Origin of the sequence: Tropicibacter naphthalenivorans (genome assembly GCF_900176475.1) — a bacterium.
GTDB classification, from domain to species: Bacteria; Pseudomonadota; Alphaproteobacteria; order Rhodobacterales; family Rhodobacteraceae; genus Tropicibacter; species Tropicibacter naphthalenivorans.
This window is the reverse complement of record NZ_FWXX01000013.1, coordinates 21,070-36,410: the sequence shown is the minus strand read 5'-3', so window position 1 is coordinate 36,410 and position 15,341 is coordinate 21,070. Positions and strand designations below refer to the sequence as shown.

Here is a 15,341-nt window from a genome sequence, read left to right as displayed (position 1 = left end):
AGGCGAGGCGCCGCTCGAACGGGCCTTCTCCCCCGTCAGGAGCGATTCAGGTTGCAGGGCGGAGAGTCCGACAGCTTTGTTAATCAAATCGTCCGGCAGCGTGCGCTGCCCGGTCCGGGGCGCAACGGCAGGGCGTGCAAAGCCTGTCTGAAAGCGGGGGAAAGGTGGGCGATCAGGCCCGGTCACCCAGTCCCGGCAGGCGGATCGGCATCATCCCCGACAGGGTGAACAGCCACACGAAAGGCGAATAGAACAGCGGTTCCGTCGTCATCGAGCCGATCAGCACGAAAAAGAACAACACCCTGTAATGCGGGAATATTTTCTGCCGAAAGGTGGCAAACAGCACGATCACCGCCCAGACCACGCCGGTGGAATAGGCCAGGATCAAGACGCCGTTGGTCTGACCTCGGTCGGTGTTCAGCGGCGTGTCGATGTTGAACGTGTTCTCGCGGGCGAATTTTTGATAGGTGCCGGGGTTGAAGCCGATCCCCCAAGGGTGTTCCAGCGTGACAGCAATCCCGTTCAGCGTGTCAAAGTTACGCGCCATGTAAGACCCCTTTGACGCCCCGGACAGCTTGTCTTCGACCACGGTCTGGGCAAAGCCCACATAGACCAGAAAGAAGGGCAGGAAGATCACGATCTTGAGCACCTTCATGGACAGCTTTTGTTTCACCCCGAACAGGAACACCAGCAATTGCAGGCTGGCCAGCACCACGCCGGTGGTCGACAACGTCAACACCAGCCCGACAAAGGACAGCGCCGCCCACATGTTGCGCTTGGCGTAGAACAGGAAAAAGTGCAGCGCCACGTTCAGGTAGATCTGGTAGACGCCCGGTTCCCAGAACAGGCCCTGGCTGCGGTGGATGCCAAAGGCGGTCTCGGCCCTGCCAAAGAAGATCAGGAATTTGTAGGACCCGATTCCGCTGGCCTTGCTGAACAGCCCGAAGGCAAAGGTCACCAGCAGCCAGTTGATGAACCCATGCACGATCAGGATCATCAGGGTGACTTCCAGCGTGCGCCCCACGTCGGGTTTGCGCACGAGGATGTAGTTCAGCACCAACAGCGCCGTCAGGATGTCATGGAACCGGAAGGCGATGAAGATCAGGTCCGACGGGTGGTGCAGCAGCAGGCTGTAGAACAGGTAGGCGTAGATCATCAACGCCGCAGCGCCAATGGCTCTTGAGACCCGAAAGCCCGACTTGGCCAGAAGTGCCAGCTGCAGCACCACGTTGACCGCCGCCAGCATGTAGATGTCGAAATACTGCACCGCCCCGCTGAGCAGGATCACCACCAAAAGGCTGGCCACCAGCAGCTTGTCCGCGCGCCGCTCGGGGCGGGTCGCGTCGTCACCGCCCGGTACGGCGGCGGCAGGGTCTGGGTGGCCCCCAAAGCTGGGATCGGCGGTGGTCATGGGCGCTCGGGTCAGGCTGGATCGGTCTCGACTGGGCCGGTTTGGGCGGTGTCGGTGTGGGCGGGGTCGGTCTGATTGGGGCGGAACGTACCATCAGGGTGGGTCGAACGCCATGTCCCGCTGTCCGGGTCGAACCGTTTGACGATGCGGGCCGGTGCGCCGACCACCACGCAGCGGTCAGGGATGTCCGTGGTGACAAAGGCCCCGGCCCCGATCACGCAGCCCCGCCCCACCTGCGCGCCGACCACGCAGGCGCCATGGCCCAGCCATGTACCATCTCCGATGCGGGTCGGGGCCAGCTGGATCACCGGCTGGTCCATGACGGGGGTGTCCGGGTCTTCGTAGCCGTGACGGTTGTCGGCAATGTAGACGTTGTTGGCGGTCAGCACCTTCTCGCCGATCTCGATGCTCCCGGTGGCGTAGATGTGGTTGGCCCGCCCCAGCAGGGTGCCCGACCCGATCTTCAGCGCCGCGCGCCCGCCCGGCACAATGGGCCGCGCCGCCAGCAGCGTGCGCGCCCCCACCAGCACCCCATCCCCCAAAGAGATGTTCTGCGCCCCCTCGATGCCATCGGGCAGCAGCACGTTGGTGCCCCGGCCAAAGGCGGCAAAGCGGCGCGCGAACAGCAGCCGGAAGACCCGCGTGCAGATCAGGTTGCGCAGGCGAAAGACGAACATCAGGTTGCCACCGTCATTGGCCATAGTTGTCTCCTTCGGGGCTGGCAGGCTGCGCCGGGGCTGTGGGGCCCGGATCGTAGCGTGTGACAAAGGCCGCGGTGTCCAGGAATTCTGCCTCGCGCTCGGCCAGCGTGGCCACGTCCCAGTCCCACCAGCGGATGCGCAGCAGGGCTGCGACCTGCTCCGGCGGAAAGCGGTCGCGGATGTGGCGTGCCGGGTTGCCGCCCACCACCGCGTAGGGCGGCACGTCGCGGGCCACCACGGCATTGGCCCCGATCACCGCGCCATGGCCCACCGTCACGCCGCGCATGATCACCGCGTTCACCCCGATCCAGACGTCGTGACCAATCACCGTGGCGGGCTTTTGCGGCGGCAGGCGCGTGGCCTTTGCCAGCCCGCCATAGGCGGGCGAGGTGGGAAAGTTCGAGGTGGTCACCCGGCGCATGTCCTTGCCCGAGACCCCGATCACCGTGCCCCGCGCGATGGAACAGAACCGCCCGATCTGCGCCGCCTCGACATAGGTGCCCGGCCCGCTGATGTAGGAAAAATCCCCCAGCTCCAGCCCTGGCCCGGCCTCTACCCCCTTGCGGATGATCGACCGGAACCCGATGCGCGCCTTGCGGCTGACCGACCAGCTTTCGACCCGGTGGTCGCGCTGGCGGTTCTTCAGCGCCCACCAGACATGGTGAAAGGGCGGGCTGATCAGCGATTTCAGCAGGGCTTTCATAGGGCTCTCTCCTTTCGGTCGAGACGGGTCAGGGCCACATGGCGCTGCCACAGCAGGTACACCGCCCCCAGCGCCGCCGACAGGATGCGCGCCACAAGGACAGCCGTCAGGGTGAACCCTGCCAGCCAGACCGCCCCCAGCAGCGCGCAAAAGCTGCCCAGCGACACCAGCCCCGCGATCAGCACCGGTCGGGTGTCTTCCACCGCGTAGAGCACCAGCGTCCCCGGTGCCTGCGCCAGCATCCCAAGCCCCGTGAGGAACGCGAGGTAGACCAGCGGCTCGGTGCCGGAGAAGTTCGGCAGAAAGCTGTCCAGCACGAGGCTCAGCAGCACCAGCTTCACCAAGAGGGCCAGACCCGCGTAGACTGCCAGTTCCACCATGTGACGGCGGATCGTGCGGCGGAACCCGTCGGTGTCGCCTGCGGCCAGCGCCCGGCGCGCGCGCGGGAAATGCACGTTCATCAGCGCCGTCGGCACCAACAGGAAGAAGGTCATGTAGAGGATGACGATGTAATAGCGTCCCAGCGCCTCGGGGCCCATGACGCCCGCGATGCTCCAGCGTTCGATCTGGTAGATCAGCAGCAGCGACAGCGACCCCAAGAAGGGCATCACCCCCACCGCCAGCATCCGCCGCAGTGCCGCGCCCTCGGGCCGGGCCGCGCGCGGGCGCGCCTGCGGTTCCAGCACCGCGCCCCCCAGCGCCACCAGCAGCGGCTGCACCGCGATCGACAGCAGCGCCAGCTGCAGGTCTCCCGATCCCAGCGTCAGCAGCGCCAGCCCCAGCGACACCAGCACCGCCACCACGTTCACAAGGTTCGACTGGCGCAGCTTTTGATCCGCCACCAGCACGTTGTTCATCCAGGTCGAGGCCAGCGTCGCTAGCCCCGCCGCCAGCCCGATCGTCAGCGTCTCGGGTGCCACCGTGGGCATCAGCACGCCCGGTCCCAGCACCGCCAGCCCCAGCGCCAGCACGATCCCCAGCACCGCCTTTCCGGCGAACAGCACGTCGGCCATGCGCCGGTTCAGATCGCGGTCGCCCCCGGCCCACAGGATGAAGGCCCCGCTGATCAGCCCACCCTGGGCAAAGCCCACCAGCATCACGATGGTCTGCATCAGCGCGATCTGGCCCACCTCGGCCAGCCCGAGGCTGTTCATGAACAGCAGGTTGCGGCCAAAGGCCAGCAGGCTCACGGCGGTGTTGATCACCACGTAGGCATAGCTGGAGCGGAACAGGCGGGCGAGCATGGCGGTCACAGCGCCCGTATCGTCCGCGCCAGCCCCTGCGCCACCACGCGGGCGTTCTCGTCGAGGTCGATGCCGGATTTCGCGGCGCGGCCCGCGAAAAAGCTGATCATGCCGGGATGGATCGACGCGAAATAAGCTTCGAGGTAGTCCAGCAGCGCTTCGTCATCCGGCAGGCTGTCCGGCGTCAGCCCGTGCAGCGTAGCGCGCAGGTCGCGGATGTGATCCAGCTGCGACACGCCCTGATATCCGGTGTAGAAGGTCGTGCCAAAGGCCACCACCGGCTTGCGCATCAGCATGGCTTCGAACCCGGCGGTGCCGGTGATCGTCACCACGCCATAGGCATTGCCGATCACCTGCTTGCCCGGCACGCCCGCGTCCAGCAGGCGGATGTTGGGCACCGCGTTCAGCCGCCGGTAATCGGCGGCGGCGCGATAGCCGATGTCGTGGGGGTGATCCTTGACATACAGCAGGTGGCCGGGGGGCAGTTGCCCTGCGATGTTCTCGATCAGCTTGATCTGATTGGTATAAATCCCGTGCGACTGGTACAGGACCACCGCCTCGGGCTCCAGGTGCAGCGGGTAGAACCAATAGGTCTGGTCCGGCTCATAGGCGTCGAAACGCACGTCCCGGCGGTAGTCCCGCAGGTTGCGCAGCTTTTCGGCGGGGGTGTTCTGGCGCAGACCCCACAGTTCGATGGCGTCGATCATCGGGTCCAGCCCGCCCGCCCGCGCCTGCCGCCGCACGATGTTGCGCAGCGATTTCGCCGCCAGCTGGTGCCAGGCCACCGATTGCGTCACCGCCCCGCCAAAGAAGGTGGCGATCGAGTTGCGAAACTCTTCGAGAAAGGCGCGCAGGTCGTCGCGCGTGTACCCTTCGGCCCCGCGTGTGCCGGGGGGCAGGGCCAGCGCGCGGGTGATATCGGGCGAGAACAGCTCGACCCCTTCCATCACCATGAAGCGATAGCTGCCCGGCTCGGCCTGCGACATGATGCAAAACAGGTAGGACCCGCCGCGCTCGGCCAGCGCCACGGCGGCCATGAAGTTGAACAGCAGCGACACGGTTTCATGCAGGATGTGGTCGACCTCGTGCTTGGCCACATAGTCCTGCCAGAAGGCCAGGTAGGCATCGGCCAGCCGCAGGCAGTCGGCATAGTCCATGCCCTGCATGGTCCGGTCGCTCTGGATCGCCGAATTCAGCCCAAAGGCGCCATCCGTGGCGGAAACGATCAGCCGCTCCATCTCGGCCAGACGGTCCGCGTCCGGCGGGGTGTCCTTGAGGAAAGCGGGCAAAAGCTTTTTGAAGACAGGCGCGTCCGTGATCCCCATGGCGGCCAGCTTGTCGGCCTCGGGGGTGTCATAGGCCAGGTGCAGCACGCGGATGTCCTCGGGCATCACCTGCGAGACCGGGCCAAAGAGGTCGGTCAATTCGAGCCGGTCAAGGAAACACAGGGTCTTCATGTGCGGGCCTCCGACATATGGGCCAAAAGGCTTTCGGCCTCGGCGAAATCGGCGGCGGTGTCGATGTCGACCGAGCGCGCCACCGGCATTTCAAAGCCAAGGCTGTCGGCAAACAGGAACCGCCGTTCAGCCAGGAACCGCGCCACGTCGACGAAATAGAACGCGCCGTTCAGCACCAGCGCCTTGGGCAGATCCTGACGGCGGGTGCCGTTCGGCGGTTCGGGCAGCAGGCGGTTCAGGCGGCCTGCGGCATCGCTGCCGTACATCAGCCAGGGCGACTCGGCGGCCTCGCAGACCGACACGCAGCCGCCCGCGCCGGGGCTGGCCTGCCACAGGGCAAAGCCCGCATCCAGATCGGCCCCCGTGCGAAACGGCGAGGTCGGTTGCAACAGCACCGCGCGGTCATAGCCCGGTACGGCCTCCAGCGCGTGGACCATCACATCCACCGAGGTCGCGGTATCCGACGCCAGATCGGCGGGCCGCATAAAGGGCACATCGGCCCCGGCATCGCGCGCGGCCTCGGCGATCTCTGCATCATCGGTGGAGACGATCACGCGGGCGACGCAGGACGCCTCCAGCGCCGCGCGCACCGTCCAGGCGATCAGCGGCACGCCCCCCAAGGGCCGCACGTTCTTGCGCGGCACCCCCTTGGAGCCGCCGCGCGCGGTGATCACCGCCAGCACGCCATCCTGTCCACCCGTCTGGCTCATTTGCCGAACACCGTCTCGTATTCCGAGCGCGCGCGGTCGAGGTCTTCGAGACGGCCGATGTCCATCCAGTATTCCCGCACCGGAAAGACCGACACCTTGTGGCCCGCGTCCTTTACCCGTTCGATCAGGTCGGGCATGTCCAGCGGCTCGCCGTCCTTGATGTGGTCAAAGGCGACGGGCGACAGCGCGTAGATGCCCGCGTTGACCAGATGCTTGTGGACCGGCTTTTCTTCCATCGAGACCAGCGTGGTGCCGTCGGTGTTCAGCACACCGTAGGGCACCTGCATGTTGAATTCGCGCGCGCAGATCGTCACCGCAGAGCCGGTTTCCGCGTGAAAGTCCATCATCGCCCCAAAGGAGGTCGTGGTCAGGATATCGCCGTTCATCACCACAAAGGGCTCATCCGGGCGGCTGTCCAGCAGCGACAGCGCGCCGCCGGTGCCCATGCGCTGGGTTTCCTCGACATAGTCGATTTCGACGCCCAGCTGCGACCCATCGCCAAAGTGGTCGCGGATCACGTGGCCAAGGTAGTTCAGCGATAGGGTAAAGCGGCTGAACCCCTGATCCTGAAAGCGCGTCACGATGCGTTCCAGCAGCGGCTTGTCGCCCACCGGGATCATCGGCTTGGGCACGGTTTCGGTCAGCGGGCGCAGGCGCATCCCCAGACCGCCGGCCATCAGGATCACACGGGTCGAGCGCGGCTCGACCCCGGTCATGCCGTCGCGCAGCGCCAGCGCCACCAGCCGGCCTTCGGGGTCGACCACCGGGATATGGCTCAGGCCGCGCTCGCGCATCAGCCGCTGCGCCGAAGCCGCGCTGGCGCCCTTGAGCAGCGTCGTGGGATTGCGGTGCATCACCTCGGAGACGGGGGCCTCCAGCGTCAGACCGCGCAGCAGGCCGCGCCGCACGTCGCCATCGGTGACCGTGGCGATCAGGACGCCCTCGGCATCGGTGACCAGCGCGATCTGGCGCGCACCGCTGTCGATAACTTCCATGACCTGACGCAGCGTGGCATCCGGGGTCAGTGTCATCTTTTTCAAGTCTGTCATCATGTCGAAATCACTTTCTTCAAATACGGCGGGCCGGGTTTCCCACGACGGTAACGGCCGAGGGTACGTCTTTGGTGACCACCGCACCGGCGCCGACAATGGCCCCGTCTGCGACGGTGATCCCCTGAATGAGCGTGGCTCCGGTGCCGATATGTACGTCTGTGCCAAGCGTCACGCCACCGGACAGGGTTACTCCCGGCGCGATATGGCTATGCGCCCCGATCTGCCCGTCGTGATCGACGATACACCCGGTGTTGAGCAGCACGTTTTCACCCAAGGCAACCCCCGGCTGCACGATCGCCCCGGCCATGATCTGCGCGCCTTTGGCCAGCGTCACGCCGGCGGCCACGATGGCCGAAGGATGCACCAGGGCGGGAAAGTCAAAACCGCGCGCGCGCGCCGCGGCAAAGACCTTGTGGCGCAGGGTGGTTGCCCCGACCGAGCCCAGCCCGTTGACCAGCAAGACCTGCGCGGGGTCCAGATCGTCCAGCGCCGCGTCATCCCCCAGCCAGGGGCTGTCCGCATGGGGCCAGTCCGCCGGGGCAGGGCAGGCGGGGGCGATGCAGCCCCGCACAGGCAGGCCGCAGGCCGCCAGCACCCCCATGAGCGCGCGGGCATGACCGCCCGCCCCAAGGATCACATGGGGCAGCGGTGCGGCCGGTGCGCTCACAGCGCGTCGCCTTCGGGCGTGGCGCGGGTCGTGACCTGCCCGACCATGTCCCACAGGGCCATCGGCGAAATCCCGTCACCGGGGCGTTTCACCGCGATGTCGTCCAGCGTCAGCACATGGCCCTCGGGCAGATCGCGCGCCGCCAGCAGGCTCTTGCGGGCCACGGCGCGGTTGGCCACCTCGGCGGCGCCCGGTTGCTTGATGCCGGTACCCAGCGCCAGCTCCACCGCCCGCACCCCGCGAATGAGCTGTGTCAGCTCGCCCGGCTCCAGCGAGGCGGCGTGATCCGGTCCCGGCAGGGTGCGGTCCAGCGTAAAGTGCTTTTCCAAGGCGCAGGCCCCCAGCGCCACGGCGGCAAGGCTGACCGCCTCGCCCACGGTGTGATCGGAATAGCCGACCTGAACGCCAAAGGCGCGGCGCAGCGTTTCCATCGCGTGCAGGTTGGTGTCCTCGACCGCCGCCGGGTATTCGGTGGTGCAATGCAGCAGCATCACCCGCTCGGCCAGCACCGGCCAGACGGCGGGGTCCAGCAGCACGTCGGCGAAATCGGTGCGCCCCTTGGGCAGACCCTCGCGGCACATGGCAAAGGCCAGCACGCCAAGCGCCTCTTCGACTTCGGACAGGCTGCCCATGCCGGTGGACAGGATGATCCTGACCCCGGTGCGCCCCGCCGCCAACAGCAGCGGGGCATTGGTCAGCTCGCCCGAGCCAAGCTTGATCTCGGGCAGGGCAAAGGTGTCCGTCAGCAGCGCGAGGCTGTCGAGGTCAAAGGGCGTCGACAGGAACCGCACGCCCTTTTCATCGCAGCGCGCCATGATCGCCTTGTGGTCGTCGACCGACAGCTCCAGCCGTTGCAGCATCGCCAGCTGGCTTTCCGCGCCATCGGTGGTGCGGGTCTGGTAGCTGGCCTTCTTCGCGCTGGCGGAGGCCAGTTTCGTCGCCTTGAAGGTCTGGAACTTGACGTAATCGGCCCCGGCTTCGGCGGCCTTGTCCACCAGCTCCAGCGCCATGTTCAGATCGCCGTTATGGTTCACACCGGCTTCGGCGATGATCAGGGTCTTGGGGTTAGCCATTTTCGCAACCATGGGTCATGTCCTCGAAGGATTTGCGGATAAGCGCCGCCGGATCGTCCACCGCAGCGAGATGCGACAGGATGCGTGGCGCGGCGTCTCCTGCGCCGTAGGGGTTGGTGACGGCCGACCAGTCCCCGGTCAGGGCGGTGTCGATGGCGGCGCGGATCGCGCCCTCGTCGGGGGCGCAGTCGATGACCGAGGCCGCCCGCACGCGCCGCGCTTGCCGGTCGCCGATATTGACAGTGGGGATCTGGAAACTGGGGGCCTCGTACAGCCCGCTGGACGAGTTCCCCAGCACCAGATCGCAATGTTCCAGCGCCGAGAAATAGCGCGCCGACCCCAGCGAGGCATGGAACACCGCGTTGTCGCGCCCGGCCACATAGGCCTGCACCATGGCGTCCAGCTCGGCAGCGCCCGGATCGGCGTTCGAGCCGGTAAAGATCAGCCCCGCCTGCGGATAGGCGTCCAGCGCGTCCAGCATGGCCTGCGCCATGGCGGCATTGTCGCGCGACAGCGTGGCAGGGTGCAGCGTGATGACAAAGGTCGGGCGCTGGTCCGGCAGACCGACGCTGTCGAAGAACGCCGCGCGCTCCATGCGGGGCAGGGCGACGACCTGGTCGATGCCGGGGCTGCCGGTGACAAAGACGTTCTGCGGCATCTCGCCCATCTGGCGCACGCGGGCGGCGGCCTCTTCGGTGGTGGTGAAATGCAGGGCCGACATCTTGGTCATGGCGTGGCGGATGGAATCGTCGAACGCGCCTTCGGTCACATCCCCGCCCGCGATATGGGCCACCGGCACTTTGGACAGCAGCGCCGCCGTCACCGCGCCGAGGATCTCGTAGCGGTCGCCGAGGATCAGCATCAGGTCGGGTGTCGTCTGGGCCAGAACCGCGCCCACACCGGCCACCGCGCGCCCCGTGGCGGCACAGAGCGCCGCGTCGCTGTCGCCCTCGGTCAGGCCCATGTCGACGCGGTGGTCGACGGTGAACCCGGCGGCCTCGATCGCCGCGACCGATGTGCTGCCCGCCATCAGGTGCTGCCCGGTCACGAGGATCTCCAGCGCAAAGCGCGGATCATCACGCAGCAGCGTCAGCACCGGCTGGAGCAAGCCCCAGTCGGCGCGGGTGCCCGAAACCGCCAGTACCTTCACAGGGCCGCCCCCAGATGCGCCGAGGACGGGATGTTCAGCACGCGCGCCTCAAGGTCGGCGGCTTGGGTCAGGTCGGCGCGCGGCGCGTCCTGATACATCGGCAGGCGGTGCATCAGGGTCCAGATCGGGCGGGTCATGATGCCCGCATCGTTCAGCACCTTCAGCAGCGTGTCGCGCTGCGCGGCCATGTCGGGATCAAGGATCAGCGTCACCAGCCAGTTGTTCGACACAGACCCTTCGGGCGCGGTGAACAGCTGCGCGCCACTCAGCCCGTCAAAGGCCGCTGCATAGGCGTCGAACAGGCGCTGTTTCTGCGCCAGACGGTCGCCCAGCTGTTCCAGCTGCGCCACGCCAAGCGCCGCGTTGAGGTTGGGCATCCGGTAGTTGTAGCCCACCTCGTCGTGGATGAACGCCCAAGGATGCGGCTGTTTCGCCGTGGTGGTCAGGTGCTTGGCGCGCTTGGCCAGCGCCTCGTCGTTGGTGACGATGGCCCCGCCGCCACCGGTGGTGACGATCTTGTTACCGTTAAAGCTGATGGCGGCGATGCGGCCAAGGCTGCCACAGGGACGGCCATGGTAGGTGCTGCCAAGGCTTTCGGCGGCGTCCTCGACCACGACCATGGGCCAGTCGGCCACCACCGCGTCCAGCCCGTCCATGTCGACGGGACAGCCAAAGACATGCATCGGCACGATGGCCGCAATGCGGCGACCCGTCTGACGGTTCCAGGTCGCGCCCTCGCGGACCTCGGCCACCTGTTCAAGGTGGGCGCGCAGCCGCGTGGGGCAGACCCCCATCGTGTCATAGGCGCTGTCGACGAAATGCGGCACCGCGCCCAGATGGCTGGTGGCATTGGCCGTCGCCACAAAGGTCAGCGCGGGCATCAGGACTTCGTCCCCGGGGGCCACCCCGGCCACCAGCATGGCGATCTGCAACGCCGCCGTGCCATTGGCCACCACCACGCCATGGGTGCAGCCCGACAGCCGTGCCACCTCTGCCTCGAAGGCATCCACGTAAGAGCCCACCGAGGACACCCAGCCGGTGTCGATGCAATCGATCAGCAGCTCGCGCTCGCGACCATGAAATTCCGGCACATGCAGCGGGACAAAGCCCGCCTCTGCCCCGATCACACCCCGGATGCGCTGCACCAGATCCTGTGCCAGTTCCATCTTTCCCCCTTGTCCACCGTATACGCGCGCGCGCCCCACCACCCAGCGGGCCGCGCGCGGCGGCGATCAGACGTTGTATTGCCCGGTCTTGTAGGCGGCCAGGTTGGTCGGGTCCTGGAACCACTCGGCGGTCTTGGCGATGCCCTTGGCAAAGCCGTCGCGACCGCCGTGCTCCGGCGCCCAGCCGAACAGTTCGCGCGCCTTGTCGACACCGGCATAGAGACGCTCGACCTCGCTGTCGGCGGGGCGGATGCGCTCGTTGTCGGACACGATCTCGATCTCGACGCCCATGACCTCGGCGATCAGCGCCACGGTGTCCTGGATGGAGATCTCGAAATCCGACCCGATGTTGGTCGCCTGACCGACGCAGGCCTCGGTTTCCATCGCCTGGATAAAGCCCTGCGCGGTGTCATGCACAAAGGTAAAGTCGCGCGTGGGGCTGAGCGCGCCCAGCTTGATGCGGCGTTCCCCGGCGGCGATCTGGCTGATGATCGTCGGGATCACCGCACGGGCGGACTGGCGCGGGCCATAGGTGTTGAACGGACGCAGCACCGACACCGGCGTGCCAAAGCTTTTCTGGAAGGACAGCGCCAGCTGGTCGGCGGCCACCTTGGTGGCGGCATAGGGCGATTGCGCGTTGACCGGGTGTTCCTCGGTGATCGGCACGAATTGCGCCGTGCCGTAGGTTTCCGAGGTCGAGGTGGAAATCACCCGCTCGGTGCCCAGACGGCGTGCCGCCTGCAACACGTTCAGCGTGCCGGTGACGTTGGTCGCCACGTAGCTGTCCGGCGAATGGTAGCTGAAGGGGATGGCGATCAGCGCCGCCAGGTGCAGCACCGCGTCGCAGCCTTCCATGGCGTTGGCCACGCCGTGCGGGTCGCGGATGTCGCCCGCCACCACTTCGAAGTTGCCCTTCACGTCCTCGGCGGGGCGGTCCAGCCAGCCCCAGGAGTTCAGCGAGTTGTACATCACGAAGGCGCGCGTCTCGTAGCCGGCGCGCACCAGCGCCTCGGTCAGGTGAGAGCCGATAAAGCCGTCGGCCCCGGTCACAAGAACCTTCTTGAAGGATTTGGTCATGTCAGTCGTCCGTCCCTTTGGCCCCTTGAGGGCCGTTCGTATCGTTTGTCAGGCGCTTGCGCGGCCTTAGTCTTCGAGCCGCGCCATCAGGTAGCGGCCATAATCGGTCTTGCGGAACAGCTCGGCGCGTTTGGCCAGCTGGGCGTCGTCGATCCAGCCCTGTTCGTGGGCGATCTCGTCGGGGTTGCCGATCTGCAAGCCCTGCCGCAGCACCAGCGTGCGCACGAAATTGCCCGCATCCAGCAGCGACGCATGGGTGCCGGTGTCCAGCCACGCATAGCCGCGGCCCATCTTTTGCACGTCCAGCGTGCCTTCGTGCAGGTAGGTTTCCAGAAGCGAGGTGATCTCCAGCTCGCCCCGCTCCGAGGGCTGCACCTGCGCCGCGCGATCCGGCGCGGTGCCATCGAGGAAATACAGCCCCGTCACAGCGTAGTTCGACGGCGGGTTTTGCGGCTTTTCGATGATCTCGCTGACGGTGCCATCGGCGTCAAAGCCGACCACGCCGTAACGCTCGGGGTCCGAGACGTGATAGCCAAAGACCGTGCCGCCGCTCTCGCGCGCGTCGGCCTTGGCCAAGAGGTCGGGTAGGCCGTGGCCAAAGAACACGTTGTCCCCCAGCACCATGGCCGAGGGCGCACCGTTCAGAAAGTCACGCGCCAGCAGGTAGGCCTGCGCCAGACCATCGGGCGAGGGCTGCTGGATAAAGGTGAACTCCAGCCCCCATTGGCTGCCGTCGCCCAAGAGGCGCTGGAACTGGGCCTGATCGTCGGGGGTGGTGATGATGGCGATCTCGCGGATGCCCGCCAGCATCAGCGCCGACAGCGGGTAGTAGATCATCGGCTTGTCATACAGCGGCAGCAGCTGCTTGGACACGCCCATGGTGATCGGGTAGAGCCGCGTGCCAGAGCCGCCAGCCAGAATGATGCCCTTGCGTTTCTGGGTCATGCGTCTTCTCCTTCGAGCTCGGCCAGAACCCGGGTCAGGCTGTCACGCCAGTCGGGGCGGGCGATGCCGTAATCGCGGGTGATGTCGGAACAGTCCATGCGCGAATTACCGGGGCGCTTGGCCGGGGTCGGGTAGGCGCTGGAGGGGATGTCCTCGACCGCCACGGCGCGCCCCGCGCGGGCAAAGATCTCGCGGGCGAAATCGGCCCAGCTGGCGTCGGGCGCGCCGGCAAAGTGATAGGTGCCCGTGGTGCCCTTGCCGGCGCCAAAGGCCAGCGCCATGTCCCACAGCGCCTGCGCGATGTCGCCTGCCTCGGTGGGGCCGCCGATCTGGTCGGCGACGACGGTCAGCTTGTCGCGGGTCTGCGACAGGCGCAGCATGGTTTTGACGAAGTTCCCGCCATGGGCCGAGAACACCCACGACGTGCGCAGGATGGCGTGATCGCCGTTCGCCGCGCGGATGCCGTCCTCGCCCGCCAGCTTGGTGCGGCCATAGGCGCCCAGCGGGCCGGTGGCCGCATCCACGGTCCAGGGCGCATCGCCCGAGCCGTCAAAGACATAGTCGGTGGAAACATGCAGGAACGGCGCGCCGATGTCGGCACAGGCGCGGGCCAGCGCGGCGGGCGTGTCGCCGTTGACCAGCTGCGCTGTGGCCTCGTCGTCCTCGGCCTTGTCCACCGCCGTGTAGGCGGCGGCGTTGATCACCAGATCGGGGCGCTGATCCAGGACGATCTGCGCGCAGGCGGCGGGATCGGTCTGATCCGCCTCGGCGCGGGGCAGGAACGTCGCCTCGACACCTGCGGGCACCCGGCGCGCCAGTTCGGTTGCGACCTGACCGGTCTTGCCAAATACCAGAACCTTCATGCCGTTTTCCCCAGTCGCTCGCCCACGCCGTCGCGGTCCAGCAGCGCCTGCCACCAGTCCGCGTTGTCCAGATACCAGTCGACGGTCTTGGCTAGACCTTCCTCGACGGTCACCGACGGACGCCAGCCCAGTTCCTCGCGGATGCGGGTCGGGTCGATGGCATAGCGCGCATCATGCCCCGGACGGTCGGTCACAAAGGTGATCTGATCGGCATAGCTGCCGTCGTTCTTGGGGCGCTTGTCGTCGAGGATCGCGCAGAGCGTCTGCACCAATTCGAGGTTGGTGCGCTCGTTCTCGCCGCCGATGTTGTAGCTGCGGCCCAGCTGGCCCTTTTCCAGCACCAGCAGCAGCGCGTCGGCGTGGTCCTCGACATACAGCCAGTCGCGGATGTTCGCGCCGTTGCCGTAGATCGGCAGCGGCTTGCCCGCCAGCGCGTTCAGGATCACCACCGGCACCAGCTTTTCGGGGAAATGGTAGGGGCCGTAGTTGTTGGAACAGTTGGTCATCACCACCGGCAGGCCGTAGGTCTCGTGCCAGGCGCGCACCAGGTGGTCGCTCGATGCCTTGGACGCCGAATAGGGCGAGCGCGGATCATAGGGCGTGGTTTCGGTGAACTGGCCGTCCTCGCCCAGCGAGCCAAAGACCTCGTCGGTCGAGATGTGGTGAAAGCGGAAGCCCTCGGGCTTGCCTTTCGCCAGCCAATAGGCGCGGGCGGCCTCCAGCATGTGGAAGGTGCCCATGACGTTGGTCTCGATAAAGGTGCCGGGCCCGTCGATGGAGCGGTCCACATGGCTTTCGGCGGCCAGGTGCATCACCGCGTCGGGCTGATGCTCGGCAAAGATCCGGTCCAGCGCCGCGCGGTCGCGGATGTCGGCCTTTTCAAAGCGGTAGTTCGGGGCATCGGCTACGGGATCAAGGTTCGCCAGACATCCGGCGTAGGTCAGCGCGTCGAGGTTGACGACCTCATGACCGCGAGAAACCGCAAGCCGAACCACAGCAGACCCGATGAACCCGGCGCCGCCTGTAATCAAAATCTTCACAGCATGTCTCTTTCTTCTTCAATAGTCTGGTCCGGCGGGCGCGTGCTGAAATATGCGATTGCGGCCGTTTGAAAATAGCTGT

At 66.6% G+C, this 15,341-nt stretch carries 15 protein-coding genes; all 15 read right to left on the bottom strand.

Features of this window, described 5'->3' with window-relative positions:
- Positions 1 to 172 precede the first annotated feature (172 nt).
- Positions 173 to 1,411 carry a hypothetical protein gene (locus B9A11_RS18825; protein WP_058249263.1) on the bottom strand — a complete coding sequence of 413 codons (1,239 nt, stop codon included), beginning with the start codon at positions 1,409 to 1,411 and terminating at the stop codon, positions 173 to 175.
- Positions 1,412 to 1,422: 11 nt separating this feature from the next.
- On the bottom strand, positions 1,423 to 2,112 hold the full coding sequence (locus B9A11_RS18820) for an acyltransferase (protein WP_058249262.1): 690 nt from the start codon (positions 2,110 to 2,112) through the stop codon (positions 1,423 to 1,425).
- The gene (locus tag B9A11_RS22640; RefSeq protein ID WP_058249261.1) at positions 2,102 to 2,815 is read right to left on the bottom strand and encodes a CatB-related O-acetyltransferase; all 714 of its coding nucleotides are present in this window, start codon (positions 2,813 to 2,815) and stop codon (positions 2,102 to 2,104) included. Before B9A11_RS22640 ends, B9A11_RS18820 begins: the two co-directional genes overlap by 11 nt.
- Positions 2,812 to 4,068, bottom strand: a complete 1,257-nt coding sequence (locus tag B9A11_RS18810; RefSeq protein WP_058249260.1) for a lipopolysaccharide biosynthesis protein — start codon at positions 4,066 to 4,068, stop codon at positions 2,812 to 2,814. The genes B9A11_RS22640 and B9A11_RS18810 overlap by 4 nt, the downstream gene beginning before the upstream one ends.
- On the bottom strand, positions 4,065 to 5,516 hold the full coding sequence (locus B9A11_RS18805; RefSeq protein WP_084662835.1) for a capsular polysaccharide export protein, LipB/KpsS family: 1,452 nt from the start codon (positions 5,514 to 5,516) through the stop codon (positions 4,065 to 4,067). The genes B9A11_RS18810 and B9A11_RS18805 overlap by 4 nt, the downstream gene beginning before the upstream one ends.
- Positions 5,513 to 6,226 carry an acylneuraminate cytidylyltransferase family protein gene (locus tag B9A11_RS18800; protein WP_058249300.1) on the bottom strand — a complete coding sequence of 238 codons (714 nt, stop codon included), beginning with the start codon at positions 6,224 to 6,226 and terminating at the stop codon, positions 5,513 to 5,515. Before B9A11_RS18800 ends, B9A11_RS18805 begins: the two co-directional genes overlap by 4 nt.
- A complete protein-coding gene (locus B9A11_RS18795) occupies positions 6,223 to 7,257 on the bottom strand; it encodes a nucleotidyltransferase family protein (RefSeq protein WP_159452526.1) in 1,035 nt (344 codons plus the stop codon). The genes B9A11_RS18800 and B9A11_RS18795 overlap by 4 nt, the downstream gene beginning before the upstream one ends.
- Before the next feature lie 37 nt (positions 7,258 to 7,294).
- On the bottom strand, positions 7,295 to 7,945 hold the full coding sequence (locus B9A11_RS18790; RefSeq protein ID WP_200807319.1) for an acetyltransferase: 651 nt from the start codon (positions 7,943 to 7,945) through the stop codon (positions 7,295 to 7,297).
- Positions 7,942 to 9,030 carry an N-acetylneuraminate synthase gene (gene neuB / locus B9A11_RS18785; RefSeq protein ID WP_058249299.1) on the bottom strand — a complete coding sequence of 363 codons (1,089 nt, stop codon included), beginning with the start codon at positions 9,028 to 9,030 and terminating at the stop codon, positions 7,942 to 7,944. The genes B9A11_RS18790 and neuB overlap by 4 nt, the downstream gene beginning before the upstream one ends.
- A complete protein-coding gene (gene neuC, locus B9A11_RS18780; protein ID WP_058249298.1) occupies positions 9,011 to 10,168 on the bottom strand; it encodes a UDP-N-acetylglucosamine 2-epimerase in 1,158 nt (385 codons plus the stop codon). Before neuC ends, neuB begins: the two co-directional genes overlap by 20 nt.
- Positions 10,165 to 11,334, bottom strand: a complete 1,170-nt coding sequence (locus tag B9A11_RS18775; RefSeq protein ID WP_058249297.1) for a LegC family aminotransferase — start codon at positions 11,332 to 11,334, stop codon at positions 10,165 to 10,167. The genes neuC and B9A11_RS18775 overlap by 4 nt, the downstream gene beginning before the upstream one ends.
- A gap of 66 nt (positions 11,335 to 11,400) precedes the next feature.
- Complete coding sequence (locus B9A11_RS18770; RefSeq protein WP_058249296.1) at positions 11,401 to 12,411, bottom strand: NAD-dependent 4,6-dehydratase LegB; 1,011 nt, start codon at positions 12,409 to 12,411, stop codon at positions 11,401 to 11,403.
- 66 nt (positions 12,412 to 12,477) lie between these two features.
- The gene (rfbA, locus tag B9A11_RS18765) at positions 12,478 to 13,356 is read right to left on the bottom strand and encodes a glucose-1-phosphate thymidylyltransferase RfbA (RefSeq protein WP_058249295.1); all 879 of its coding nucleotides are present in this window, start codon (positions 13,354 to 13,356) and stop codon (positions 12,478 to 12,480) included.
- Positions 13,353 to 14,219, bottom strand: coding sequence for a dTDP-4-dehydrorhamnose reductase (gene rfbD, locus B9A11_RS18760; RefSeq protein ID WP_058249294.1), 867 nt, complete (start codon positions 14,217 to 14,219; stop codon positions 13,353 to 13,355). Before rfbD ends, rfbA begins: the two co-directional genes overlap by 4 nt.
- Positions 14,216 to 15,259: a dTDP-glucose 4,6-dehydratase gene (gene rfbB, locus B9A11_RS18755; RefSeq protein ID WP_058249293.1), complete on the bottom strand. Its 1,044-nt coding sequence runs from the start codon at positions 15,257 to 15,259 to the stop codon at positions 14,216 to 14,218. Before rfbB ends, rfbD begins: the two co-directional genes overlap by 4 nt.
- Positions 15,260 to 15,341: the final 82 nt, after the last annotated feature.